Here is a 26,851-nt window from a genome sequence, read left to right as displayed (position 1 = left end):
TCATCACAACTTCGGGCGCTTATTGCGGGTTGGCACGGGTGCTGGTCAGCAGCGAACCGAGGCTGGCCGCCTTCGGTTTCACCAGCCAGAACCGACGCAGGTAGTCATCCAGGTTTTCCAGGATGTTCGCGCCCCACTCGCTTGCCGTTTCGTTCACGTACTCGACCAGGACCTTGCGCAGGTGGCTGCGATAGGCCTCCATCGCCTCGCCGCTGATCCGCTGGATTTCCACCAGCTCGTGGTTCACGCGGTCGACGAAAGTGTTGTCCATGTCGAGGACGTAGGCGAAGCCCCCGGTCATGCCGGAGCCGAAGTTGTAGCCGGTCTTGCCCAGCACGCAGACGAAACCGCCGGTCATGTATTCGCAGCAGTGGTCGCCGGTACCTTCCACCACCGCATGGGAACCGGAGTTGCGCACGGCGAAGCGCTCGCCGGCGGTTCCGGCGGCGAACAGCTTGCCGCCGGTGGCGCCGTACAGGCAGGTGTTGCCGACGATGGCCGATTCCTGGGTCTTGAACGGACTGCCCTTGGGCGGGGTGATCACCAGCTTGCCGCCGGTCATGCCCTTGCCTACGTAGTCGTTGGCGTCGCCTTCCAGGTACAGGTGCAGGCCACCGGCGTTCCACACGCCGAAGCTCTGTCCCGCGGTGCCCTTGAAACGGAACACCAGCGGTGCCTTGGCCATGCCCTGGTTGCCGTGCAGGCGGGCGATCTCGCCGGATACCCGCGCGCCGATGGATCGGTCGCAGTTGCAGATGTCCAGCTCGTACTCGCCGCCGCTCAGGCCTTCGATGGCGGCCTTCGACAGCTCGACCATCTTCTCGGCCAGCAGGCCCTGGTCGAACGGCGGGTTTTTCTCCACCTCGCAGAACTGCGGCTTGTCGGCCGGGATCAGCTCACTGCCCAGCAACGGAGCGAGATCCAGATTCTGCTGCTTGGCGGTCTCGCCGGGGAGGATCTCCAGCAGGTCGGTGCGGCCGATCAGCTCGCCCAGGCTGCGCACGCCGAGGCGCGCCAGCCACTCGCGGGTTTCCGTGGCGATGAAGGTGAAGAAGTTGATCACCATCGCGGTGGTGCCGATGAAGTGGTCCTTGCGCAACTTGTCGTTCTGCGTCGCCACGCCGGTGGCGCAGTTGTTCAGGTGGCAGATGCGCAGGTACTTGCAGCCCAGGGCGATCATCGGCGCGGTGCCGAAGCCGAAGCTCTCGGCGCCGAGAATGGCCGCCTTGATCACGTCCAGGCCGGTCTTCAGGCCGCCATCGGTCTGCACCCGGACCTTGCCGCGCAGGTCGTTGCCGCGCAGGGTCTGGTGGGTTTCCGCCAGGCCCAGTTCCCAGGGCGAGCCGGCGTACTTGATCGAGGTGATCGGCGAGGCACCGGTACCGCCGTCGTAGCCGGAGATGGTGATCAGGTCCGCATAGGCCTTGGCCACGCCGGCGGCGATGGTGCCGACGCCCGGCTCGGATACCAGCTTCACCGATACCAGCGCCTGCGGGTTGACCTGCTTGAGGTCGAAGATCAGCTGTGCCAGGTCTTCGATGGAGTAGATGTCGTGGTGCGGCGGCGGCGAGATCAGGGTCACGCCGGGCACCGCATAGCGCAGGCGGGCGATCAGGCCGTTGACCTTGCCGCCCGGCAACTGGCCGCCCTCGCCGGGCTTGGCGCCCTGGGCCACCTTGATCTGCAGGACCTCGGCGTTGACCAGGTATTCCGGGGTCACGCCGAAGCGGCCGGTAGCCACCTGCTTGATCTTCGAACTCTTCAGCGTGCCGTAGCGCGCCGGGTCCTCGCCGCCCTCGCCGGAGTTGGAGCGACCGCCCAGGGTGTTCATCGCCTCGGCCAGCGCCTCGTGGGCCTCCGGCGACAGCGCGCCGAGGGAAATCCCGGCGGCATCGAAGCGCTTGAAGATGGCTTCCAGCGGCTCCACCTCGTCGAGCGCCAGCGGCTGCGCGGCGGTCTTCACCTGCAACAGGTCGCGGATCATCGACACTGGGCGCTGGTCCACCAGCGCGGTGTATTCCTTGAACTTCTCGTAGTCGCCCTGCTGCACGGCAGCCTGCAGGGTATTCACCACATCCGGGTTGTAGGCGTGGTATTCGCCGCCATAGACGAACTTCAGCAAGCCGCCCTGCTGGATCGGCTTGCGGTTGCTCCAGGCCTCGGCGGCCAGGAGCTTCTGCTCGTTCTCGATATCGACGAAGCGCGCGCCCTGGATGCGGCTGGCGACTCCGGTGAAGCACAGGTCGGTGACCTCGTCGGACAGGCCCACCGCCTCGAACAGCTGCGCGCCACGGTAGGACGCGACGGTGGAGATGCCCATCTTCGAGAGAATCTTCATCAGGCCCTTGGAGATCCCCTTGCGGTAGTACTTGAACACCTCGTAGAGGTCGCCCAGCACTTCACCGGTGCGGATCAGGTCGGCCAGCACCTCGTAGGCGAGGAACGGATAGACCGCCGAGGCGCCGAAGCCGATCAGCACCGCGAAATGGTGCGGATCGCGGGCGGTGGCGGTCTCCACCAGGATGTTGGAGTCGCAGCGCAGCCCGGTCTGCACCAGGCGGTGATGCACCGCACCGACGGCCAGGGCAGCATGCACCGGCAGTTTGCCGGGAGCGATATGGCGGTCGCTGAGGATCAGCAGCACCTTGCCGCCGCGCACGGCTTCCTCGGCCTGGTCGGCGATGTTGCGCACCGCGGCCTCCAGGCCCACCGACTCGTCGTAGTTGAGGTCGATGAAGTGGCGGTCGAAGCCCGGGCGGTCCAGGGTCATGATGGTCCGCCACTTCGCCGGCGAGATCACCGGAGTGGTGAGGATCGCCTGGTTGGCATGGTGCGGGGCTTCCTCGAAGATGTTCTGCTCGACGCCCAGGCAGGTTTCCAGGGACATCACGATGGCTTCGCGCAGCGGGTCGATCGGCGGGTTGGTGACCTGGGCGAATTGCTGGCGGAAGTAATCGTACGGAGAGCGGATGCGCCGGGAGAGGATCGCCATCGGCGTATCGTCGCCCATGGAGCCCACCGCTTCCTGGCCCTGCTCGCCGAGCGGACGCAGCACCTGGTCACGCTCCTCGAAGGTGACCTGGAACATCTTCATGAATTGCTTGAGCTGGTCGGCGTCGTAGCTGGCCACGCCATGGTCGTCGTCCAGGGTCGCCTGGATGCGCAGGGCATTCTGCCGCAGCCACTGCTTGTAGGGATGGCGCGACTTCAGGCGGTTGTCGATGTCGTCGCTGTGCAGGACCTGGCCGGTCTCGGTGTCCACCGCGAGGATCTGCCCCGGGCCGACGCGACCCTTGGCGATGACGTCCTCGGGCTTGTAGTCCCAGACGCCGATTTCCGAAGCCAGGGTGATGTAGCCGTTCTTCGTGGTGACCCAGCGCGACGGGCGCAGGCCATTGCGGTCGAGCAGGCAGACGGCATAGCGACCGTCGGTCAGCACGACGCCGGCGGGGCCATCCCAGGGCTCCATGTGCAGCGAGTTGTACTCGTAGAACGCGCGCAGGTCGGCGTCCATGGTTTCGACGTTCTGCCAGGCCGGCGGGATGATCATGCGCAGGCCGCGGAACAGGTCCATGCCGCCGGTGACCATCAGTTCGAGCATGTTGTCCATGCTCGACGAGTCGGAGCCGACGCGGTTCACCAGCGGGCCGAGCTCTTCCAGGTCGGGGATCAGTTCGTTGGTGAACTTGGTCCGCCGCGCCTGGGCCCAGTTGCGGTTGCCGGTGATGGTGTTGATCTCGCCGTTGTGGGCGAGGAAGCGGAACGGCTGCGCCAGCGGCCATTTCGGCAGGGTGTTGGTGGAGAAGCGCTGGTGGAATACGCAGATCGCGGTCTGCAGGCGCTCGTCGCCAAGGTCCGGATAGAAGGCGGCCAGGTCGGCCGGCATCATCAGGCCCTTGTAGATGATGGTCTTGTGCGAAAAGCTGCAGATGTAGTGGTCGCTGTCGGCGGCGTTGGCCACCGACGAGCGGCGCCGTGCGCTGAACAGCTTGATGGCGAAGTCCTGGTCGCTCAGGCCGGCGCCGCCGATGAACACCTGTTCGATCTGCGGCAGGCGCTCCAGCGCCAGGCGGCCGAGAACGCTGGTATCGATCGGCACCTTGCGCCAGCCGACCAGCTCCAGTCCGGCGGCGACGATCTCGCGATTCATGTTCTCGCGTGCCGCCTCGGCTTTCACCGGGTCCTGGTTGAAGAACACCATGCCCACCGCGTATTGCTCGGGCAGGTCGACAGAAAAGGCTTCCCTGGCGACGGCACGCAGGAACAGGTCGGGCTTCTGGATCAGCAGCCCGCAGCCGTCCCCGGTCTTGCCATCGGCATTGATCCCACCGCGGTGGGTCATGCAGGTCAGTGCTTCGATTGCGGTTTGCAGAAGTTGATGGCTCGGCTCGCCCTGCATATGGGCGATCAGGCCAAATCCGCAGTTATCCTTGAACGTTTCAGGATGGTACAGACCTGCTTTCATAAGGAACTCTCACCGGCAAAACTTTTTTAGTCATCTACTTCGCCTGTCACCCGCTCATGCGGCGAGTTTTCGACAGGCAAAGGGAGGCCATTGTACATAGGTGCACAAGGCCTCACAAATTTTGCGGCGAGAAAATGAAATTCAATGTCGCCAAAATGAAAGACGAAACCCGCCGGTCATGCTAACGACTAGCGAGTTTCGTCAAGAGGCGACGGCAGGTCGGATCAATGCGCCTGGCCGATCTCCTGCTGGATGCTGGCGAAGGTACGCGGCCACGGCTTGCCGGCCTGCACCTTGGACGGCAGTTTTTTCACTGCGGCCAGGGCGGCGGCACGGTTCGGGAAGCTGCCATAGGTGACGACGTAGAACGGCTTGCCTTGCAGGGTTTTCTTGAAGTAGCGGAAATCGCCGCCGCCCTGCTGGCGAATGAACGCCTGGGCATTGGCTTCGGAGCCGGTACCGAGGATCTGCAGGGCGAAGTTACCACCAGACTGGTTGCGATACCACTGGCTTCCCGCACCGCCACCGCTGGCCGGCTTGGCGGCCGGAGCCGGGGCCGGCTTCGCCGCGGCGGTGGTGGCCGGCTTGCTCGCCGCAGGCTTGGCCGGAGCGGGGGCCGGGGCCGGCTTGCTGGCCGGGGCGCTGGCGACCGGCGCGGCCGGTGCCGGGGTCTGCGTCGGAGTCGGGGTCGCCGCAGGCGCGGTCGGTTCGGTCGGCGCCGGCGGCACCGGATGCATCGGCGTGACGCCGTTGTTGGCCAGCGGCGTCACCGGAGGAGCCGAGCTGGAAACGGTAGGCGGCACCGCGGCGGACGGCAGGCCGCCTTCGTCGTCGCCACCTTGCCCGGCGGCCTGGGCCAGCGGCTCGCGAATGACCGGCTGCGACTCGCCGACCAACGGTAGCGGCAACGGCTGGCTGGAGCCGTTGAACTCCACGGCCGGGCCGCTGCCCGGCTGCTGGGCCTGGGCCGGCGTAGCGCCATTCATGGACAATTCGGTAGAGGCGGTCTGCGGCGCCTCCGGCTTGCTCTTGCCTTGCATGAACCAGGCGGCGATCACGCCGATGGCCACGACCGCAAGAATCACCAGATGCTTCTTGGGCAAGTTGAAAGACCCTCCGGTTGCCTTGCGCGCTGCGCCACGATTGGCCAGCATCGCTTCGATCAGGGCATCGCGGGCGACCTGGTTGATCGCTCCCGGCCAGCCTTCCGACTGCTCGTGGATGTCCACCAGCAGGTCGTTGGAAATCAGCTCGATGCCCTGCCCGGCGCCCTCGAGACGCTGGGCCAGGTAGTCGCGGGTTTCCTCTTCGCTGTATGGCTGCAACTCGATGGCATGGAAGCGCTCCTCACCCTCGGAAAACACCTCCAGGCGCGGCAGCAACGACGGCTCACCGAACAGGAATACATGCAGGCGTCCCTCGTTGGTGCCGGAAGCCAGCAGCAACAGCACTTCCAGCGCGCTGTCCTGGAGCTGCTCGGCATCGTCCACCATCAGGTAGACGTCCTGCCCGGTGATCGCCAGCTGCGCCACCTTGGTCAGGATCGCCTCCAGGCTCGCCTGGTTGATGCTCAGGCCCTGCGCCACCTGGCGCAGCAACGAAGTCTCGTCGGCGGCGGTGCGCGCCGAGATCACCACGCTGAGGACCGCATCCTTGTTGGTGCTGGCCACCAGCGCCTGGCGCAACAGGGTCTTGCCGCTGCCCAGGGGCCCGGTGACCAGCAGCAGGAGCTGGCTGTAGCGGGCCAGATGGTGCAACTGGCCGAGCACCGGCTTGCGCTGCGCCGGGAAGAACTTGAAACCCGGAACGCGCGGCGCGAACGGGTCGTGACTGAATTGGTAGTGGCCCAGGAAGGCCTCATCGGCATGCAAGCTGGTCATGGGACCTCATTCATCTCCAAGCTGGTCGGCCAAGGCCCGATAGTCGGTGCGCAGGGTCGCGTCCAAGATCTCACGGGGAAAATCGCCGGTGACCACGGCATTCCCCAGTCCTTGCAGCAAAACCAGACGCAGGCGGCCATCGAGCACTTTCTTGTCGACGGCCATGTGTTCCATAAAATCTTCCGCCGTCATCTCGGCCGGCGGTACCACGGGCAGGCCAGCCCGGCGCAGCAGACGGATACCGCGATCGCGCTCGGCGGCGCTCAGCCAACCCAACCGATGCGACATCTCGAGTGCCATCACGGTTCCCGCCCCTACCGCTTCGCCGTGCAACCAGACGCCGTAACCTTGCTGGGTCTCGATCGCGTGACCGAAGGTATGGCCGAGGTTCAGCGTGGCACGCACGCCCGACTCGCGCTCGTCGGCGCCCACCACGCGGGCCTTCGCCGCGCAAGAGCGCTCGATGGCCTCGGTGACAACGGTCGGCTCCAGTGCCAGCAAGGCATCCATGTGCGCTTCCAGCCAGGTGATGAACGGTTCGTCGCAAATGAAACCGTACTTGATCACCTCCGCCAGCCCGGCGGACAGCTCGCGGGACGGCAGCGTCTTCAGCGACGCGGTGTCGATGACCACCGCCTGGGGCTGGTAGAACGCACCGATCATGTTCTTGCCCAACGGATGGTTGATCCCGGTCTTGCCGCCCACCGAGGAGTCGACCTGGGACAACAGGGTGGTCGGCACCTGGATGAAGTTGACCCCACGCTGGTAGCAGGCCGCGGCGAAACCGGCCATGTCACCGATGACGCCGCCGCCCAGGGCGATCAGGGTAGTCTTGCGGTCATGCCGCTCCTTCAGCAGGACATCGAAGATCAGTTGCAGGGTTTCCCACTGCTTGTAGGCCTCGCCGTCGGGCAGCACCACAGGGGTGACCTCGTGGCCTTGCAGTGCCTTGAGCAGGGTTTCCAGATAGAGAGGAGCGACCGTTTCGTTGCTGATCACCGCGACCCGGCGACCGACGATATGCGGCGCGAACCAGCGGGCGTCGCCCAGCAGGTTTTCACCGATGTAAATGGGATAGCTACGCTCGCCTAGATCGACGTGAAGTGTGCGCATGAGGCCCCCAGACAGGAAAGGGCAATAGGATAACGCAATTCGCCGCGCCTCAGCGGGGCGGCAACTTGCGCAGGCGTTCGAGAATTTCCTGGACGACCAGGCGCGGCGGCCTTTCGTCGGTCTCCACCACCACATCGGCGATTTCGCGGTAGAGCGGGTCGCGCAGCGCCATCAGGTCGCGGAGGATCTGTCCTGGGTTGGGCTTCTGCAACAAGGGGCGGTTGCGGTCCCGCGCCGTGCGCGCGATCTGGTGCTCGACCGAGGCATGCAGGTACACAACCCGGCCACCGGCGCGCAGCACCTGGCGGTTACCGTCGCGCATCACCGCCCCGCCGCCGGTGGCGATCACCATGCCGTCGGCGGCGCAGAGTTCGGTGAGCATGGCCTGCTCACGCTCGCGGAAACCGACCTCGCCCTCGACATCGAAGATCCATGGGATATTCGCGCCGCACCGCTGTTCGATCTCCTTGTCGGAGTCCTTGAACGCGAGATGCAGCTCCTTGGCGAGCAGGCGCCCGATGGTGCTCTTTCCAGCACCCATCGGGCCGACGAGGATCAGGTTGACCACGTTGTTCGATATCAGCGACCGATTGCGATGGCCTGATTATTCATGATCCGCGGTGTCAGGAAAACCAGAAGTTCGTTTTTCCGGTCGGTGACGGTATCACGCCGGAACAGCCGCCCCAGGTAAGGCAGTTCGCCGAGGAACGGCACCTTCTCCACCGACTTGCTCTGCTCGTTACTGAACACGCCGCCGATGACGATGGTCTCGCCGTCGTTGACCAGGATCTTGGCGTTGACCTCGTTCTTGTTGATAGGAGGTACGCCGTTCAACATATTCTGGTAATCCGGCGCGTCCTTGGTCACCTTGACTTCGACGATGATCCGGTTGTCCGGGGTGATCTGCGGGGTCACCTCGAGGGACAGCGCGGCTTCCTTGAACGAGGTGCTGGTAGCGCCGCTGGAACTGGCCTCCTGGTAGGGGACTTCCGAGCCCTTGAGGATCTTCGCGGTTTCCTTGTCCGAGGTCACGACCTTGGGTTGGGAGACGATCTCGCCGTTGCCGGTCTTTTCCATCGCCGACAGTTGCAGGTCGAGGATGATGTTGTCGGTGATGAAGCCGATGCCGATCCCGGAGGTAGCATCCTTGGCACCGAGGTCGACGAACGGCGACGGCGACTTGCTGGTACCCGTGGTCGGGAAGGTACAGCTACCGGCGATCGGGCCGCAGTTCATGCCGTCCTCGTCCTTGATCCCGATATTGCCGTCCTTGCCGTAGCCGCTCCAGTTGCCCTTGTGATAAGCGCCGCCCCAGCGCACACCGAGACTCTTGTCGTAACCGACGTTGGCCTCGACGATGCGTGCCTCGATCATCACCTGGCGCACCGGAATATCCAGCTGCGAAACGATCCGCCGCAGTTCGTCCAGTCGCTCCTGGGGCTGATAGGCGATGATGCTGTTGGTGCGGTCGTCGACGGTGATCGAGCCGCGCCCGCCTTCCTTGCCTTCCTGGCCACCATCGCTGGTCACCGACTGGAACAGCTTGGCGATGTCCGCGGCCTTGGCGTAGTTCACCTGGATCAGTTCCCGGCGCAGTGGCGCCAACTCGGCGATCTGCTTCTGCGCTTCCAGCTCCTGGCGCTCACGGGCGGCGATCTCGTCGGCCGGGGCCACCAGCAGTACGTTGCCGAGCTTGCGCTTGTCCAGGCCCTTGGTCTTCAGTACCAGGTCCAGCGCCTGGTCCCACGGCACGTTCTGCAGGCGCAGGGTGATATTGCCCTGCACGGTATCCGAGGCCACCAGATTCAGGTCGGTGAAGTCGGCGATCAGTTGCAGTACCGAACGCACGTCGATGTCCTGGAAGTTCAGCGACAGTTTCTCGCCGGTATAGGCGAAATTGTCCTTCTTGCGCCGCTCGGCATCTTCCGTGGTCATCGGCTTGATGCTGACGGTCAGGCGATTGTCGGTCTGGTAGACCAGGTAGTCGTAGAGCCCGCTCGGCTCGATGGTGATGCTGGTACGGTCGGATTGCGCGCTGGCGTTGACGAACTGCACCGGCGTGGCGAAGTCCTTGACGTCCAGGCGAACCCGCAGCGCATCCGGCAGCTGGGTCTTGGCGAAGTCCAGGCGGATCTTGCCGCCCTGCTCCTGGATATCCGGGCTCAAGGTCGGGTCGGACAGGTCGATGACCACGTTGCCCTCGCCCTTTTCGCCACGCTGGAAATCGATGTTGCGGATGGCACGACCCGCCGGCACGTACGGCTTGGGCTTGATCGGCTGGGCATAGCTGGCCGGAGCCGGGCTTGCCTTGACCGGAGCGGCGGAAGCGACGCTGGCGCCGGCCGGCGAATTGCCGACCACCACGAAGAGGTTGTTGCCTTCCACCCGGGTGGTGTAGGACGACAGCGCGGTCAGGTTGATGATCAACCGTGTGCGATCCTTCGCCTCGACCACCGTGACGCTGCGCGTATTGCCCACGCTCAGCTCGCGATTCTTGGTGCCGAGCTTGTTCTGCACCCCCGGCAGATCGAGGGCGATTCGCGCCGGCTGCTCGATGGTATAGCCACGCGGTGCGGCGACGGGCTCGTCGAACTGCAGCTTTAGCTCGACCCGGTCGCCAGGCAGTGCCGCCACGTCGAGTTTCTCCAGGTCCGCGGCGAGCAATGCCGGCGCGAACATGGCGGCCAGCAAAGCGATCCCGAGGCGCGAGAGGCCACTGTTCATCGTCCGACTCCGTTGTACAGACTGCTGTTGGTTATGCATGTTTTTCCCCGCCCTCAGGAGCGTTCCTTGAGAGTCAGGCTGCGCGGACGCTCCAGCCAGTTCCCCTCTCCGTCAGGAACGATTTCGATCACGTCTATTTTTCCTTCGCTGATGCCGACGACCTTGCCGTCGTTGCGCCCCAGGTAGTCCCCGACCCTCACCCGGTGCACGCCACCCGCGCCCTTCACCAGGGCGAAGGTGCCCTGGGCGTTGGACAGGGTGCCGACCATCTCGAAGGTCTCGATGTTGAAGCCTTCCAGGAACTGCTTGACCCGCGTCTCGTCGGGCTTGATCACCTTGTTGCCCTTCTGCCGCACGGTCAGGTCGATCTTCACCGGCGGCTGGAACGGGCTGCGTAGCGACGCGGCGCTATAGGTGAAGGCCTCGTACGGCTGGAACTTCGGCAACGGCTCGATGGTGCCCTTGGGCCGGGCGCGAACCTCGTCCATGTAGGACTGCAGATCGGCGAAATCGGAACCGCCGCCGCATCCGGCCAGGCTGGCGAGCAGCAGGCTGCTCAGAATCAGGCGGGCTCTCATTTCTTCAGCCCCTTGTCGTTGTAGCGATAGGTCTTGGCCAGGATGCTCATGCGCAGCTTGGACGTGCTGCCGGGCGCGACCGGCTTGATCTCGAAGTCATGCAGGGTGACGATCCGCGGCAGGCTGGACACGCCGCTGACGAAGGTCGCCAGGTCGTGGTAGCCGCCGACCACGCTGATCTGGATCGGCAGCTCGATGTAGAACTGGTAGGCAACCTCGGGAAGCAGCTTGATTTCCTCGAACTCCAGGCCGCTGCCCAGGCCGGTACGAGTGATGTCCTCGAGCAGCCCGGGTACCTCGGTGTCGCTGGGCAACTGCCGCAGCAAGGCGCCAAAGGACTCTTCCATCTCCTTCATCTGTGCCTTGTAGGCTTCCAGGTTCGCGGCCTGGAAGGCCTTGGTGGAGAACTGCTGCTTGAGCGTCTCCTCTTCCGCGGCCTGCTGTTCGAGCTGAGCCTGCATGTCGCTCAGATGGAAGTTGTAGCCCAGCGCCAGGACCGCCGCGGTCAGCAGCACGCAGACGATGACCTTGACCGCCGCCGGCCAGGAACCGATGTTGTTCAGGTCGAGATCGTTGATATCGATCTTGCGCAGACTTTCCAGGGAACTGGCCAGACTCATTTCTTGGCTCCTTGCGCAACCCCATGCTTCGCCTTGGCGTCTTCCTCGCCGGGCTGCGTCTGCTGCACGGTCAGTTGGAACACGTTGGCCTGGTCCACCGCGCCCTGGGTCACCGCCTTGACCTCGTTCAGGGTCGGGGCGGTCAGCCACTCGGACGCGTCCATGTTGCGCATGAGATTGGAAACGCGGTTGTTGGACTCGGCCGCGCCGGCGATGGCGATGTTCTTGCCGGTCATCTTCAGGTCGGTGAAATACACGCCGTCGGGCAAGGTCCGCACGAGCTGGTCGAACACCCGTCCGATGATGGGACGGTTGCCCTGCAGGTCCTGGATGATCTTCATCCGCTCGAGCAATTGCTGGCGCCGCGACTTCAGTTCGCTGATTTCCTTGATCCGGGCGTCGAGTACGACGATTTCCTTGCGCAGGAAGTCGTTGCGGGCGTTCTGGTTCTCGATGGCCGCGGTGAAGTACTGGTCGCCAAGGAATACCAGCGCAGCCGATGCCACCAGGACGCCGCCAAGAATCACCAGGAACTGCTGCTTGCGCTGCTCGCGCAGCTCTTCGCGCCAGGGTAGAAGGTTGATCCGTGCCATCAGTCGAAACTCCTCAACGCCAGGCCACAGGCGATCATCAACGCCGGAGCGTCGCTGGCCAGGGCGCCGGCATTCACCTTGCCGTTCAGCGCCATGTCGGCGAACGGGTTGGCGACCAGGGTCGGGGTGCCGATCTTCTGCTGGATCAACCGATCGAGATCCTGGATAGACGCCGTACCGCCCGCCAGGACGATGTAGTCGACGTCGTTGAACTGTCCGGCGGCGAAGAAGAACTGCAGCGAGCGGGAAACCTGCTGCACCACGGCGTCCTTGAACGGACGCAGAACTTCGCTGTCGTAGTCATCCGGAAGACCGCCCTGCTTCTTGGCGAGACCGGCTTCCTCCACCGAGAGTCCGTAACGCCGCTGGATCTCCTCGGTGAGCTGGCGACCGCCGAACAGCTGTTCGCGGGTATAGATGGTGCGTCCGTTGTGCAGGACGCTCAGGGTGGTCATGGTCGCGCCGATGTCCACTACCGCCACGGTCAACTGGTCGGTGTCGGCACCCAGCTGGCTGCTCAGCAGCGCATAGGAGCGCTCCAGCGCGTAGGCCTCGACGTCGACCACCTTGGCGGTCAGGCCGGCCAGCGCCAGGGCCGCTTCGCGAACCTCGACGTTTTCTTTCCGACAGGCGGCCAGGAGTACGTCCACGCGCTCGGGATTGCGCGCGGAGAGCCCCTGGACCTCGAAGTCGATGGCGACTTCCTCCAGCGGATAGGGGATGTACTGGTCGGCCTCGATCTTCAGCTGGTTTTCCAGTTCATCCTCGGAAAGCCCGGCCTCCATCTCGATGGTCTTGGTGATCACCGCCGAACCGGCGACGGCGACCACGGCCGACTTCAGGTTGGTTTTCGCCTTGACCAGCACCCGTGACAACGCCTGGCCGACCCCTTCCAGCTCGACGATGTTCTTTTCCACGACTGCATTCGGCGGAAGCGGCTCGACGGCATAGGCCTCCACTTTGTAGCGGCCTCCGGAGCGGCTCAACTCAAGGAGCTTTACCGAGGTCGAGCTGATGTCGATCCCCAGCAAGGTGTTCGCTTTCTTCTTTATGAGCCCTAGCACGACCAATTCCCTATTAGCGTTCAATACTTACGAACGATTCTTCTTTTTTCACATTAGATACCAGAGCCGAAGGCCAGGCAAATGGCTAGGTCACAGAAAAATTGCTTATAATGTGAACAGCTTTTGCCTTTTTCCTGTCCTATTCGCTTAACTCTTTCTTTTTCCTGGAAATCCGAATCTACCCATGCGCCTGCTGAAGTTCCTGTGGTGGACTTGCGTCACCCTGATTTGTGGAGTGCTGCTCAGTTTCAGCGGCGCCTATCTCTATCTGAGTCCCAGCCTGCCCTCGGTGGAAGCTCTGCGTAACGTCCAGCTGCAGATCCCCCTCAAGGTCTACAGCGAGGACGGCAAGCTGATCTCCGAGTTCGGCGAGATGCGCCGGACGCCGATCCGCTTCGCCGACATCCCGCAGGACTTCATCCATGCCCTGCTGTCCGCCGAGGACGACAATTTCGCCAACCATTATGGCGTCGATGTGAAAAGCCTAATGCGCGCCGCCGCGCAATTATTGAAAAGCGGTCACATCCAGACTGGCGGCAGCACCATCACCATGCAGGTAGCGAAGAACTACTTCCTTACCAATGAAAGAAGCTTCTCGCGAAAGATCAATGAAATCCTCCTGGCCCTGCAGATCGAGCGACAGCTGACCAAGGACGAGATCCTCGAGCTCTACGTCAACAAGATCTACCTGGGCAACCGTGCCTATGGCATCGAGGCTGCCGCACAGGTCTATTACGGCAAGCCGATCAAAGACTTGAGCCTGGCCGAGATGGCGATGATCGCCGGCCTGCCGAAAGCGCCCTCGCGCTACAACCCGCTGGTCAACCCGACCCGCAGTACGGAGCGGCGCAACTGGATCCTCGAGCGCATGCTCAAGCTCGGCTTCATCGACCAGCAACGCTACCAGGCCGCCGTCGAGGAGCCGATCAACGCCTCCTACCACGTGCAGACCCCCGAACTGAATGCGCCCTACATCGCCGAGATGGCCCGTGCCGAGATGGTCGGCCGCTACGGCAGCGAGGCCTATACCGAGGGCTACAAGGTCATCACCACGGTCCGCAGCGACCTGCAGAACGCCGCCAGCCAATCGGTCCGCGACGGCCTCATCGACTATGACCAGCGCCACGGCTACCGCGGCCCGGAGACCCGCCTGCCGGGCCAGACCCGCGACGCCTGGCTCAAGCACCTGGGCCAGCAGCGCAGCATCGGCGGCCTGGAGCCGGCGATCGTCACCCAGGTGGAAAAGAGCGGGATCATGGTGATGACCCGCGACGGCAAGGAAGAAGCCGTGACCTGGGACAGCATGAAATGGGCACGCCCCTTCCTCAGCAACAACAGCATGGGCCCGATGCCGCGCCAGCCCGCCGACGTGGCCCAGGCCGGCGACCAGATCCGCGTGCAGCGCCAGGAAGACGGCACCCTGCGCTTCGTACAGATTCCCGCCGCACAGAGCGCGCTGATCTCCCTCGACCCGAAGGACGGGGCGATCCGCTCGCTGGTCGGCGGCTTCTCCTTCGAGCAGAGCAACTACAACCGCGCGATCCAGGCCAAGCGCCAGCCGGGCTCCAGTTTCAAGCCGTTCATCTACAGCGCGGCCCTGGACAACGGCTTCACCGCCGCCAGCCTGGTCAACGATGCGCCGATCGTGTTCGTCGACGAGTACCTGGACAAGGTCTGGCGACCGAAGAACGACACCAATACCTTCCTCGGCCCGATCCCGCTGCGCGAAGCCCTGTACAAGTCCCGCAACATGGTCTCGATCCGCGTCCTGCAGGGCCTGGGCATCGAGCGGGCGATCAGCTACATCACCAAGTTCGGCTTCCAGCGCGACGAACTGCCGCGCAACTTCTCCCTGGCCCTGGGTACCGCGACAGTCACACCGATGGAAATCGCCGGCGCCTGGAGCGTATTCGCCAACGGCGGCTACAAGGTCAATCCGTACGTCATCGAACGCATCGAGAGCCGCGACGGACAGGTGCTGTACCAGGCCAATCCGCCCCGCGTGCCGGTGGAAGAACAGGTCGCTGCGCCGGATGCGGAAGACGCCGGGAATCCTGGTGACCCCGAGCATCCGGAGAGCGCCGAAGGCGAAGGTTCGATCGAAGCCCAGCAAGTCGCCGCCAAGGCCCAGACCACCTTCGAGCCGACCCCGGCCGAGCGGATCATCGATGCCCGTACCGCCTATATCATGACCAGCATGCTGCAGGACGTGATCAAGCGCGGTACCGGGCGTCGCGCCCTGGCGCTGAAGCGCACCGACCTGGCCGGCAAGACCGGCACCACCAACGATTCCAAGGATGGCTGGTTCTCCGGCTACAACTCCGACTACGTGACCAGCGTCTGGGTCGGCTTCGACCAGCCGGAGACCCTGGGTCGCCGCGAGTACGGCGGTACCGTCGCGCTGCCGATCTGGATCAGGTACATGGGCTTCGCCCTCAAGGACAAGCCGATGCACACCATGGCCGAGCCGCCAGGCATCGTCAGCCTGCGCATCGACCCGGTGACCGGCCGTTCGGCCGCGCCGGGCACTCCCGGCGCCTATTTCGAGATGTTCAAGAACGAGGATACCCCGCCCTCGGTCAATGAACTGCCGCCAGGCAGCTTCCCTGGCAGCCCGCTGCCGGATGACGAAGGCGCGCCGATCGACCTGTTCTGAACCGGCCGGCGCCTGCGCTTCGTTGGCGACGACGGGAGCGCGAGGCGCAGGCAAAAAGAAACCCCGCCAAGGCGGGGTTTCTTTTTATCCGGCGGATCGATCGATCAGCCGTTGAAGACGTCGTCCACCGATTTCAGCGGATAGTTCTTCGGATACGGCAGGGTAGCCACGCCGGTCTCGATGGCAGCCTTGGCCACGGCATCGGAGACCACGGTGATCAGGCGCTTGTCCATCGGCTTCGGAATGATGTACTCGCGGCCGAATTCCAGCTTGTCCACGCCATAGGCGGCGCAGACGTCTTCCGGGACCGGCTGCTTGGCCAGGTCGCGCAGGGCCAGGGCGGCGGCGATCTTCATCTCTTCGTTGATGCGCGTGGCACGTACGTCCAGGGCACCACGGAAGATGAAGGGGAAACCGAGCACGTTGTTGACCTGGTTCGGATAGTCGGAACGACCGGTAGCCATGATCACGTCGTTACGGGTGGCATGGGCCAGTTCCGGCTTGATCTCCGGGTCCGGGTTCGAGCAGGCGAACACGATCGGGTTCGGCGCCATGCGCTTGAGGTCTTCCGGCTCCAGCAGGTTGGCGCCGGACAGGCCGACGAACACGTCGGCGCCCTCCAGGGCGTCGGCCAGGGTGCGCTTGTCGGTCTCGGTGGCGAACACCGACTTGTACTGGTTCAGGTCGTCGCGACCGGCGTGGATCACGCCCTTGCGGTCGATCATGTAGATGTTCTCGACCTTGGCGCCCATGCTCACCAGCAGCTTCATGCAGGAGATGGCGGCAGCGCCGGCGCCGAGGCAGACGATCTTCGCTTCTTCCAGCTTCTTGCCGGCCAGTTCCAGCGCGTTGAGCATGCCCGCCGCGGTCACGATGGCGGTGCCGTGCTGGTCATCGTGGAACACCGGGATGTCGCACTGTTCGATCAGCGCGCGCTCGATCTCGAAACACTCGGGAGCCTTGATGTCCTCGAGGTTGATACCGCCGAAGGTGATGGAAATACGCTTGACGGTATCGATGAAAGCCTGCGGGCTCTCGGCGTCGACCTCGATGTCGAACACGTCGATGCCGGCGAAGCGCTTGAACAGCACACCCTTGCCTTCCATCACCGGCTTGGAGGCCAGCGGGCCGAGGTTACCCAGGCCGAGAATCGCGGTGCCGTCGGAAATCACTGCCACCAGGTTGCCCTTGCCGGTGTACTGGTAGGCCAGCTCGGCATCGCGGGCGATTTCACGCACCGGCTCGGCGACACCCGGGCTGTAGGCCAGGGACAGGTCCCGGGCGGTAGCGGTGGGTTTGGTCAGCTCGACACTCAGTTTTCCCGGACGGGGTTGTGCGTGATATTCGAGGGCAGCGGTTTTAAGATCGGACATTTGGGCACTTCCGCTTTATTGCTTGTTGGACAGACGGGGCGACCGAGCATACGCAAGAAGACGACGCCCCACAAGATCGTCAGGACCCGGCTGTCAAGACCTCTAGCGTACGACTTTAAGCCAATCGCCCGGACGGGGTTCACCGCTCGGATAAAGGTCATTCAGCAGACGCAGACGAGCCACGGAGTCACTCAATGACCCCTCGCCGCCAGCCTCCAATTGCTCCAGCGTCTGCCCCGCCTTGACCTGCACCAGGTGCAGGCGTCGCGGCTGCGCCAGGGCCCGCTCCTTGTCGCGCAGCGGACGGAAGCTGCGGATCACGCTGAGGAAGCGGTCGTCCTGGGTCTCCAGGGAACCGACCTTGACCACGCCGACGAACAGGTAGGCGCGGTCGCCCTGGTAGATCACAGCAACCCGTCGCGCCGGGTTGCCTGGCACCACCGCCGTGTAGCCGTTCAGTCCTGCCTGCTTCAGCGACTCTTCCTGGGCCAGCCGTTGCCCGGCGTTCTTGCGCAGGAACTCCGCGGGCGTCAGGCGGGAATCATGGGGCACCAGCTTCATGCCGATGAACGACTGCTCGTCCGCCGGATAGCCAAGCAGGGCACTGGGCTGGTTGAGGATCTTCCAGCCCGCCGGATAGCTCAGGGTGAAGTCCAGCTCGGCATGGTAGAAGTTCTGCCCGCGACGCACCCCGGCCGATGCCGAGTCGCCGAACGGCATGCCTTCCAGATGGCGAAGAAAGACCTCGCGCCCCACTTCCTGCTGTCCGTTGGCCAGTTGCCGGGCCGGGCCGACCACTTCCTGCAGACGCCGGTCGTTGTCCGGATGGGTATCGAACAACCCGTGGTAGCCGCCGGCCTGTACCGCCTGGCCATTGCGCGCAGCCTCTTCGCGAGCGAAGTCCTCCTGGTTCTTCAGCACCCGCACCACCTGGATCATCGCCGTCGGATCGTAGCCGGCGCGGGCCAGGTACTGAGCGCCGAGACCATCGGCTTCCAGTTCCATGTCACGCCCGTAGCCGCGGACGAAGGCCGTGCCGAGCACGTTGGCCAGGTCGCCGGCGGCACCGACCCCGGTGCCGATCGCCACCGCCTGGCCAAGGATGTTCCAGGCGCTGGCCTGGCTCTGCTGGCGCACGCTGTGGCGCGCCGTGACGTGGCCGACCTCATGACCGAGCACCGCGGCCAGTTCGGCCTCGGAGCCAAGGTAGGCGATCAGTCCGCGATGGATATAGATGTAGCCGCCCGGCAGGGCGAAGGCGTTGATGTCCGGCGAATCGATGACGGTGAAATGATATTGCAGATTGCTGCGGTGGCTGCTGCGGGCGACCCGCTCGCCTACCCGTTGCACGTAGGCCTGGAGCTTTTCATCGTTGTAGCGGGGGAACTGCTTGAGGATTTCCTGGTTGTAGCGAGCGCCCATGCCGAGTTCCTGCTGCTCGCTCATCATCACGAAATCGCTCTTGCCGGTGGCCGGGTTCACCGCGCAGCCGCCCAGCGCGCCGACTCCCAGCAACAGCAGCAGGAGCCAGGCGGTCTTCATGGCAACCATTCCAGCATCGCCGGATCGGTCACCGACATCTGCCAGCGCGCCTTGCCGGCCGGCACAGCGCCACGGCGGGAACGATCGACCACCCAGCCACGCACTTCCAGCGAACGTCCCGCCATCTGCATCACCCGTTTCGCATCGAATGCCTTGAGCACCTTCGGCTCGATCCGCAGGACCAGCGGACCGTCCATCTCCAGCCAGATACCGCCCCGGTTGCGTTCGACCTCGAGCACCCGCCCGCGGACCACGGCGAAGCCGCTCTGCGCCAGTCGATCGAGCGAAAGCACCGGCGAACGCTTCCATACACCCAGATTAGCCGAACGCGCTGCACGTTCCGCCGCTTGCTGACAGGCCGTCAGCTCGGTGTTCGGCGCGACCGCCACCAGGTAGCCCAGGCCCTCGCCGAGCAGGCGCGCCTCGAGGTTGGCGCCGCTGGCATCGAACAGGTGCGCCAGGGTCCGCCCGTAGTGATCGCGGGCCTGGCGGCCCGGCTGCAGGGCGAGACGCCCGTCGCTGGCCGATACCAGCGCCTGCAGTCGCTGCTTCGCGGCTTCGGCGAAGGGCTCGGTGGTGCGACCGTTGTGCGCCAGCTCAGGCGCGTTGATACCGATCAGCCGCACGCTGCGGCCATCGCGCAGGCGCACGGTATCGCCGTCCACCACCCGCGCCACCTCGACGTTCTGCAAGGCGCCGGTAGGCCGGCAGGCCTCCGCCGCACCGGCGAAGGCGGAAACCACGGACATGAAAAAGGCGCCCACCAGGGACGCCTTTCTCGGTACAGCGACAAGTAGCATTGCGCGCGTTCGCGGCAAGCGGCTTACTTGGTGGCGCCGAATACGCCGAAACGCTGCTTGAAGCGGTCGATACGGCCGCCGGTGTCCAGCACCTTCTGCTTGCCGGTGTAGAACGGGTGGCATTCGGAGCACACGTCCAGGTGGATCGGCTTGCACAGGGTGGAACGGGTCTTGATGACGTTACCGCAGCTGCAGGTAGCTTCGATAGCTTCGTAAGTCGGATGGATGTCCGCTTTCATGATTCAATCCTCGAGGCGTTGTGTGCCGCCACCCAGCGCGTTTACCAGGCACCGCACGTAATTAAGGGCGTGGATCATACCAGACCGATTCATCTATGCAAGCGACCCCGCCCGCCGGTCGTCTGCTAACATCGCCGGCCCAGTCCTCGTTTCCTTCATCCCCGGAAGCCGCTGAGTGTCAGACCTGATCCTACGCCTAGCCCTGCCTTCGCCACTCCGCCGCCTGTTCGACTACCGCGCGCCCCGCGGCATTCCGCGCAGCGCCCTACAGCCGGGGATTCGCCTGCTGCTGCCGTTCGGGCGCCGGGAGCTGGTTGGCGTTCTGATAGAGGTGACGGACCGTTCCGAAGTACCCGAAGACAAGCTCAAGCCTGCCCTCAGGGTACTCGACGCCAAGCCGCCGATGCCGGCGCACCTGCTCGAACTCTGTCGCTGGACCGCCCAGTACTACCAGCACAGCCTCGGCGACACCCTGTCCTGGGCGCTGCCCAACCTGTTGCGCCAGGGCGAGCCGGCCGAGGCGCGCCAGCAGCGCTTCTGGCATGCCACCGCGCAATCCAGCCTCGACGATCCGCGCCTGGCCCGGGCGCCGCGCCAGCGCCAGGCCCTGGCGATTCTCAAGCAGCATCCGCACGGGGTGTCCCATGAGTTGCTGAACCAGTTGCAGATAAACAAGGACAGCCTCGACCTGCTCAAGGAAAAAGGCTTGGTCGAACTGGAGGTGCGGCGCCACAGCACCCCGCCGCGCGAAGGCGGCTGGCTGGCCCAGGCGGAGTTGCCGCTGAACCCCGAGCAGCGCGCCGCCTTCGAGGCGGTTCGCGCCAGCCACGGCGGTTTCCATTGCTTCCTGCTGGCCGGGGTCACCGGCAGCGGCAAGACCGAGGTCTACCTGCAACTGATCCGCGAAACCCTGGCCGCAGGCCGCCAGGCCCTGGTGCTGATTCCCGAGATCAACCTGGGGCCGCAGACCCTGGCGCGTTTCGAACGCCGCTTCAACGCGCGCATCGCCCTGCTGCATTCGGCCCTGACCGACCGCGAGCGCCTCGACGCCTGGCTCGCCGCCCGGGATGGCGAGGCCGACATCGTCATCGGCACCCGTTCGGCACTGTTCACTCCATTGAAGCGGCCGGGACTGATCATCGTCGACGAGGAACACGACGCCTCCTATAAACAGCAGGACGGCCTGCGCTACCACGCCCGCGACCTGGCACTGGTACGCGCACGCCTGGAGAACGTGCCGATCCTGCTCGGTTCGGCCACGCCCGCCCTGGAAAGCCTGCACAACGCCCAGGCCGGCCGCTACGGCCTGCTGCGCCTGACCCAGCGCGCCGGTGGCGCGCACCCGCCGAAGTTCATCCGCCTCGACGTGAAGAGCATGCCGCTCGACGCCGGCCTTTCCCGTCCGCTGCAACAGGCCATCGGCGATACCCTGGCGGCCGGCCAGCAGGTACTGGTGTTCCTCAACCGCCGCGGCTTCGCTCCGACCCTGCTTTGCCACGACTGCGGCTGGATCAGCCAATGCCCGCGCTGCGACGCGCGGATGACCGTGCACCAGGGCAGCGGCGAGTTGCGCTGCCACCACTGCGACCACCGCCAGCGACCGCCGATGAACTGCCCGCAATGCGGCAAGCTCGACCTGCGCCCGGTAGGCGCCGGCACCGAGCGCGCCGAGGAACGCCTGCGGATTCTCTTCCCGAACCATCCGGTGCTGCGCATCGACCGCGACAGCACCTCGCGCAAGCACGCCATGCGCGACCTCTTCGCCACCATCAACAGCGGTGAGCCATGCATCCTGGTCGGCACCCAGATGCTCGCCAAGGGGCACCACTTCCCACGGGTCACCCTGGTGGCGATCCTCGATGCCGATGGCGGCCTGTTTTCCGCCGACTTCCGCGCCAGCGAACGCATGGCCCAGCAGATCGTCCAGGTCGCCGGCCGCGCAGGACGCGCCGAGGAGCCCGGGCGGGTACTGATCCAGACCCACCTGGCCGATCACCCGCTGCTGGTCCAGCTCACCGAGGACGGCTACTTCGCCTTTGCCGAACAGGCCCTCAGCGAACGCCGCGCCGCCGGCCTGCCGCCCTTCGCCCACCTCGCCCTGCTGCGCGCCGAAGCGCACAAGCCGGGCCAGGCGGAAGCCTTCCTCGACAGCGCCTGCAGTGCCGCCGAGCAATTGCTCGAGCAGATGGGCGGACCGGAGGTGGAACTGCTCGGGCCGGTGCCCGCGCCCATGGAGCGGCGTGCCGGCAAGCACCGCGCGCAACTGCTGCTGCAGTGCATGAGCCGGGCGCCGCTGCATCGCCTGCTGACGCCCTGGCTGCAGAGCCTCGAACAGTTGCCCGGCGGGCGCCAGGTGCGCTGGTCGCTCGATATCGATCCGATCGACCTGTTCTGAGCGCCTTCCAGGAAGACGCCCCGCTTGACTGGGGTCAGCCGGAATCCGCGATGTCCGGCGCAAACTGTCGGCTAATCGCCGCAACGGTTGGCAACGCCTGTCCGCCCACGGATAATGCGCGGTTCTGAGCCTCGACCGGCCACCCCGCGCACATCGCGGGGAGTGAACTTCGGAGCGCCGCATCCGCCGGCCCTTCCCCTGCCCGACCGTCGCGCGCCGCCCCTCTGCCCGCGAGCACGGAGAAAAACGATGAAAGACACGATTCGCCAGCTGATCCAGCAAGCCCTCGACCAACTGACCGCGGACGGCACCCTGCCCGCCGGCCTGACCCCAGACATCCAGGTGGAGAACACCAAGGACCGTAGCCACGGCGATTTCGCCAGCAACATCGCCATGATGCTGGCCAAGCCGGCCGGGATGAAGCCGCGCGACCTGGCCGCCAGGCTGGTCGAGGCAATCCCCGCTCACGAGCAACTGGCCAAGGTGGAGATCGCCGGCCCCGGCTTCCTCAACTTCTTCCAGGATCACGTCTGGCTCGCCGCCAGCCTCGACCGCGCCCTCGCCGACGAACGTCTCGGCGTGCGCAAGGCAGGCCCGGCGCAGCGCGTGGTGATCGACCTGTCCTCGCCGAACCTGGCCAAGGAAATGCACGTCGGCCACCTGCGCTCGACCATCATCGGCGACGCCGTCGCGCGCGTCCTCGAGTTCCTCGGCGACACGGTGATCCGGCAGAACCATGTCGGCGACTGGGGCACCCAGTTCGGCATGCTGCTCGCCTACCTGGAAGAGCAACCGGTCGACGCCGAGGCCGAGCTGCACGACCTGGAGGTCTTCTACCGCGCGGCGAAGAAACGCTTCGACGAGTCTCCCGAATTCGCCGACCGCGCCCGCGAACTGGTAGTCAAGCTGCAGGCCGGCGACCCCGACTGCCTGCGCCTGTGGACCCGCTTCAACGAGATTTCCCTGTCGCACTGCCAGAAGGTCTACGACCGTCTCGGCGTGAAGCTGAGCATGGCCGACGTCATGGGCGAGAGCGCCTACAACGACGACCTCGCCCAGGTGGTCGCCGACCTGACCGCCAAGGGCCTGCTCACCGAAGACAACGGCGCGTTGTGCGTCTTCCTCGAAGAGTTCAAGAACGCCGAGGGCAATCCGCTCCCGGTGATCGTGCAGAAGGCCGGCGGCGGCTACCTCTACGCCACCACCGACCTCGCCGCCATGCGTTATCGGCACAACGTGCTGCACGCCGACCGCGTGCTGTACTTCGTCGACCAGCGCCAGGCCCTGCACTTCCAGCAGGTCTTCGAAGTGGCGCGGCGCGCCGGTTTCGTTCCGGCCGGCATGGAGCTGGAGCACATGGGCTTCGGCACCATGAACGGCGCCGACGGCCGTCCGTTCAAGACCCGCGACGGCGGTACGGTGAAGCTGATCGACCTGCTGGAAGAGGCCGAGAGCCGCGCCTATGCGCTGGTCAAGGAACGCAACGAGCAGCGCGCCGAGCGTGGCGAGGAGCCGTTCGACGAGGTCCAGCTGCGCGAGATCGGCCGGGTGGTGGGGATCGACTCGGTGAAGTACGCCGACCTGTCCAAGCACCGCACCAGCGACTACAGCTTCAACTTCGAACTGATGCTGAGCTTCGAAGGCAACACCGCACCCTACCTGCTCTACGCCTGCACCCGCGTGGCCAGCGTCTTCCGCAAGCTCGGCCAGGGCCGCGAGCAACTGGGCGGGAAGATCGTCCTCGAGCAGCCCCAGGAGCTGGCCCTGGCCGCACAGCTGGCGCAGTTCGGCGACCTGATCAACAACGTCGCGCTCAAGGGCGTGCCGCACCTGCTCTGCGCCTACCTGTACGAGTTGGCCGGGCTGTTCTCCAGCTTCTACGAGCATTGCCCGATCCTCACCGCCGAGGACCCGGCGCAGAAGGACAGCCGCCTGCGTCTCGCCGCGCTGACCGGCCGTACCCTGGAACAGGGCCTGGAGCTGCTCGGTCTGAAGACTCTGGAACGCATGTAATCGAACCCGCCCGAACAGGAGTCCGGGAACCCCCATGGCAAAGAAGAAACCCGCCCCCAAGCGCGGCGCCAGCCGCTACCAGGCGCCCGCCGCGAAGAACGGCGTTCCCGGCTGGGTCTGGCTGGTCGCCGGCCTGGCCATCGGCGGCTTCATCATGTTCCTGATGAAGCTCGAACCCGGGCGCAAGGACGTCCAGCGCGAACGCCCGGACGCCCAGCGCCCGGCCGCCGTGCAGGGCAAGCAGCCGCAGCAGAACGGCCAGGCCCAGCAGCCCGCGCAAACGCAGACGCCGGCCCAGGCCAAGCCGAAGTACGAGTTCTACACCCTGCTGCCGGAGTCCGAGGTCGTGGTGCCGCCGGAAGCGGTACCGGAGAAGGCCCCGCCGCCGCCCACCCCCGCCGAGCTGGCCAAGGCCGACGAAGCGCGGGCCAAGGCCGCACTCGCCGGGCAGGTGCCACCGCCGCTGCCGAAAGCGGTGGTCGCCGCCAGCACGCAGTTCTTCCTGCAGGCCGGCTCGTTCCGCAAGCAGTCCGACGCCGACCGCGTGCGCGCGCAGATCATCCTGCTCGGGCAGTCGGTGAACGTCGAGGCCGGCAACGTCCGCGACGAGACCTGGTACCGGGTGATGGTCGGCCCGTTCAACAGCCGCGACCAGTTGTCCCAGGCGCAGAAGACACTGTCCTCCAACGGCTTCAGCAACCTGCTGTTACAGCAACGCAAGGCCCGCTGAACGCGGGCCACGCCGTGCGTTCCGACGCACGGCGGTGCGTGCGGTTGAAAAGCCGCGGATCGCCCCTATATCTCCCAGCATTCCGGGCATTCGGCCCCGCAGTGTGGAGATTTCCCCCTTGACCACCATCGTATCTGTCCGCCGCAACGGCAAAGTCGTCATGGGCGGCGACGGCCAGGTTTCCCTGGGCAACACCGTGATGAAAGGCAACGCCAAGAAGGTCCGGCGCCTGTATCACGGTCAGGTACTGGCCGGTTTCGCCGGCGCCACCGCCGATGCCTTCACCCTGTTCGAGCGCTTCGAGCAGCAACTGGAGAAACACCAGGGGCACCTGGTCCGCGCCGCCGTCGAACTGGCCAAGGACTGGCGCACCGACCGCTCCCTGAGCCGCCTCGAAGCCATGCTCGCGGTCGCCAACAAGGATGCCTCGCTGATCATCACCGGCAACGGCGACGTGGTCGAACCCGAACACGGCCTGATCGCCATGGGCTCCGGCGGCGGCTTCGCCCAGGCCGCGGCCCTGGCCCTGCTGCAGCACAACGCCGAGCTGAGCGCTCGGGAAGTCGCCGAGACCGCGCTGAACATCGCCGGCTCGATCTGCGTCTTCACCAACCAGAACCTGACCATCGAGGAGCTGGACAGCGCCGTCTGAAGCGCTCGTCCCCCGCTGGAGTAAACGAATGTCCATGACGCCCCGCGAGATCGTCCACGAACTCAACCGCCACATCATCGGCCAGGACGACGCCAAGCGCGCCGTCGCCATCGCCCTGCGCAACCGCTGGCGACGCATGCAACTGCCGGCCGAGCTGCGCGCCGAGGTAACACCGAAGAACATCCTCATGATCGGCCCCACCGGCGTCGGCAAGACCGAGATCGCCCGCCGCCTGGCGCGCCTGGCGAACGCGCCGTTCATCAAGGTCGAGGCGACCAAGTTCACCGAGGTCGGCTATGTCGGACGCGACGTCGAATCGATCATCCGCGATCTCGCCGACGCCGCGGTGAAGATGCTCCGCGAACAGGAGATCCAGAAGGTCAAGTATCGCGCCGAGGACGCCGCCGAAGAGCGCATCCTCGATGCCCTGCTGCCGGCCGCGCGTCCCGCCATGGGCTTCGGCGACGAGCCGGCACGCGAGGACAGCAACACCCGCCAGCTGTTCCGCAAGCGCCTGCGCGAAGGCCAGCTGGACGACAAGGAAATCGACATCGAGGTGGCCGACAACCCGGCCGGCGTGGAGATCATGGCCCCGCCCGGCATGGAGGAGATGACCAACCAGTTGCAGAACCTGTTCTCCGGCATGAGCAAGGGCAAGAAGAAGACCCGCAAGCTGAAGGTCGCCGAGGCCCTGAAGCTGATCCGCGACGAAGAGGCGGTGCGCCTGGTCAACGAGGAAGAGCTCAAGGCACGCGCCCTGGAGGCGGTCGAGCAGCACGGCATCGTCTTCATCGACGAGATCGACAAGATCGCCAAGCGCGCCAACGCCGGCGGCGCCGACGTCTCCCGCGAGGGCGTACAGCGCGACCTGCTGCCGCTGATCGAGGGCTGCACGGTGAACACCAAGCTGGGCATGGTCAAGACCGACCACATCCTGTTCATCGCCTCCGGCGCCTTCCACCTGAGCAAGCCGAGCGACCTGGTTCCCGAGCTGCAGGGCCGCCTGCCGATCCGCGTGGAGCTCAAGGCCCTCAGTCCGAACGATTTCGAGCGCATCCTCACCGAGCCGCATGCCTCGCTCACCGAGCAGTACCGCGAGCTGCTGAAGACCGAGGGGCTGGCCATCGAGTTCGCCGAGGACGGCATCAAGCGCCTTGCCGAGATCGCCTGGCAGGTCAACGAGAAGACCGAGAACATCGGTGCCCGCCGCCTGCATACGCTGCTCGAGCGGCTGCTGGAAGAGGTCTCGTTCAGCGCCGCCGACCTGGCCAGCGAGCATAGCGACAAGCCGATCCTGATCGATGCCGGCTACGTCAACAGCCACCTCGGCGAGCTGGCCGAGGACGAGGACCTGTCCCGCTACATCCTTTGACCACCGCCGCCGCCACGGCCAACACCGTGGCGGCGGGCCGCG

At 65.3% G+C, this 26,851-nt stretch carries 19 protein-coding genes; 6 read left to right on the top strand and 13 right to left on the bottom strand.

Features of this window, described 5'->3' with window-relative positions:
- Nucleotides 1–19 precede the first annotated feature (19 nt).
- From gltB to pilM, 9 genes are all read right to left on the bottom strand, one after another.
- The gene (gene gltB / locus HMPREF1224_RS30135; protein WP_010793689.1) at nucleotides 20–4,465 is read right to left on the bottom strand and encodes a glutamate synthase large subunit; all 4,446 of its coding nucleotides are present in this window, start codon (nucleotides 4,463–4,465) and stop codon (nucleotides 20–22) included.
- A 224-nt stretch (nucleotides 4,466–4,689) separates the two neighbouring features.
- On the bottom strand, nucleotides 4,690–6,345 hold the full coding sequence (locus HMPREF1224_RS30130; protein ID WP_003148292.1) for an AAA family ATPase: 1,656 nt from the start codon (nucleotides 6,343–6,345) through the stop codon (nucleotides 4,690–4,692).
- 6 nt (nucleotides 6,346–6,351) lie between these two features.
- On the bottom strand, nucleotides 6,352–7,458 hold the full coding sequence (aroB, locus tag HMPREF1224_RS30125) for a 3-dehydroquinate synthase (protein ID WP_003114574.1): 1,107 nt from the start codon (nucleotides 7,456–7,458) through the stop codon (nucleotides 6,352–6,354).
- Between the two features lie 49 nt (nucleotides 7,459–7,507).
- The gene (aroK, locus tag HMPREF1224_RS30120) at nucleotides 7,508–8,026 is read right to left on the bottom strand and encodes a shikimate kinase AroK (protein ID WP_003095833.1); all 519 of its coding nucleotides are present in this window, start codon (nucleotides 8,024–8,026) and stop codon (nucleotides 7,508–7,510) included.
- An 11-nt stretch (nucleotides 8,027–8,037) separates the two neighbouring features.
- Nucleotides 8,038–10,182 (bottom strand): type 4a pilus secretin PilQ, encoded by a 2,145-nt coding sequence (gene pilQ / locus HMPREF1224_RS30115; RefSeq protein ID WP_003114575.1) that lies wholly within the window; start codon nucleotides 10,180–10,182, stop codon nucleotides 8,038–8,040.
- Nucleotides 10,183–10,235: 53 nt separating this feature from the next.
- A complete protein-coding gene (pilP, locus tag HMPREF1224_RS30110) occupies nucleotides 10,236–10,760 on the bottom strand; it encodes a type 4a pilus biogenesis lipoprotein PilP (RefSeq protein WP_003095836.1) in 525 nt (174 codons plus the stop codon).
- A complete protein-coding gene (pilO, locus tag HMPREF1224_RS30105) occupies nucleotides 10,757–11,380 on the bottom strand; it encodes a type 4a pilus biogenesis protein PilO (RefSeq protein WP_010793688.1) in 624 nt (207 codons plus the stop codon). The genes pilP and pilO overlap by 4 nt, the downstream gene beginning before the upstream one ends.
- On the bottom strand, nucleotides 11,377–11,973 hold the full coding sequence (gene pilN, locus HMPREF1224_RS30100; protein ID WP_003095839.1) for a type 4a pilus biogenesis protein PilN: 597 nt from the start codon (nucleotides 11,971–11,973) through the stop codon (nucleotides 11,377–11,379). The genes pilO and pilN overlap by 4 nt, the downstream gene beginning before the upstream one ends.
- Complete coding sequence (gene pilM, locus HMPREF1224_RS30095; protein ID WP_003110888.1) at nucleotides 11,973–13,037, bottom strand: type IV pilus assembly protein PilM; 1,065 nt, start codon at nucleotides 13,035–13,037, stop codon at nucleotides 11,973–11,975. The genes pilN and pilM overlap by 1 nt, the downstream gene beginning before the upstream one ends.
- A 184-nt stretch (nucleotides 13,038–13,221) precedes the next feature.
- Here pilM and HMPREF1224_RS30090 point away from each other — a divergent pair, with 184 nt between their 5' ends.
- Complete coding sequence (locus HMPREF1224_RS30090) at nucleotides 13,222–15,693, top strand: penicillin-binding protein 1A (RefSeq protein ID WP_003095841.1); 2,472 nt, start codon at nucleotides 13,222–13,224, stop codon at nucleotides 15,691–15,693.
- Nucleotides 15,694–15,797: 104 nt separating this feature from the next.
- Here HMPREF1224_RS30090 and HMPREF1224_RS30085 read toward each other — a convergent pair whose 3' ends face one another.
- The 4 genes from HMPREF1224_RS30085 to rpmE all read right to left on the bottom strand — a co-directional run bounded on the left by HMPREF1224_RS30085 (nucleotide 15,798) and on the right by rpmE (nucleotide 19,647).
- Entirely contained in the window at nucleotides 15,798–17,066 is a 1,269-nt protein-coding gene (locus HMPREF1224_RS30085) for a malic enzyme (protein WP_003103278.1), read from the bottom strand.
- A 102-nt stretch (nucleotides 17,067–17,168) separates the two neighbouring features.
- A complete protein-coding gene (locus HMPREF1224_RS30080; RefSeq protein WP_010793687.1) occupies nucleotides 17,169–18,608 on the bottom strand; it encodes a M48 family metalloprotease in 1,440 nt (479 codons plus the stop codon).
- Entirely contained in the window at nucleotides 18,605–19,372 is a 768-nt protein-coding gene (locus HMPREF1224_RS30075; protein ID WP_003103280.1) for a thermonuclease family protein, read from the bottom strand. Before HMPREF1224_RS30075 ends, HMPREF1224_RS30080 begins: the two co-directional genes overlap by 4 nt.
- A gap of 59 nt (nucleotides 19,373–19,431) precedes the next feature.
- Nucleotides 19,432–19,647, bottom strand: coding sequence for a 50S ribosomal protein L31 (rpmE, locus tag HMPREF1224_RS30070; RefSeq protein ID WP_003095846.1), 216 nt, complete (start codon nucleotides 19,645–19,647; stop codon nucleotides 19,432–19,434).
- A gap of 175 nt (nucleotides 19,648–19,822) precedes the next feature.
- Here rpmE and HMPREF1224_RS30065 point away from each other — a divergent pair, with 175 nt between their 5' ends.
- The 5 genes from HMPREF1224_RS30065 (at nucleotide 19,823) to hslU (ending at nucleotide 26,809) form a co-directional block, all read left to right on the top strand.
- Nucleotides 19,823–22,042 (top strand): primosomal protein N', encoded by a 2,220-nt coding sequence (locus tag HMPREF1224_RS30065; RefSeq protein ID WP_003103282.1) that lies wholly within the window; start codon nucleotides 19,823–19,825, stop codon nucleotides 22,040–22,042.
- Between the two features lie 249 nt (nucleotides 22,043–22,291).
- On the top strand, nucleotides 22,292–24,055 hold the full coding sequence (gene argS / locus HMPREF1224_RS30060) for an arginine--tRNA ligase (RefSeq protein WP_003110892.1): 1,764 nt from the start codon (nucleotides 22,292–22,294) through the stop codon (nucleotides 24,053–24,055).
- 34 nt (nucleotides 24,056–24,089) lie between these two features.
- Entirely contained in the window at nucleotides 24,090–24,785 is a 696-nt protein-coding gene (locus tag HMPREF1224_RS30055; protein ID WP_003095850.1) for an SPOR domain-containing protein, read from the top strand.
- A gap of 118 nt (nucleotides 24,786–24,903) precedes the next feature.
- Nucleotides 24,904–25,437 (top strand): ATP-dependent protease subunit HslV, encoded by a 534-nt coding sequence (gene hslV, locus HMPREF1224_RS30050; RefSeq protein WP_003095852.1) that lies wholly within the window; start codon nucleotides 24,904–24,906, stop codon nucleotides 25,435–25,437.
- A 28-nt stretch (nucleotides 25,438–25,465) separates the two neighbouring features.
- A complete protein-coding gene (gene hslU / locus HMPREF1224_RS30045; RefSeq protein WP_003095854.1) occupies nucleotides 25,466–26,809 on the top strand; it encodes an ATP-dependent protease ATPase subunit HslU in 1,344 nt (447 codons plus the stop codon).
- The last annotated feature ends 42 nt before the right edge of the window (nucleotides 26,810–26,851 follow it).

Source organism: Pseudomonas sp. P179, assembly GCF_000478485.2.
Taxonomy (GTDB): Bacteria; Pseudomonadota; Gammaproteobacteria; order Pseudomonadales; family Pseudomonadaceae; genus Pseudomonas; species Pseudomonas aeruginosa.
The sequence above is the reverse complement of the archived record's forward strand: the minus strand, read 5'-3'. Positions and strand labels throughout refer to the sequence as shown.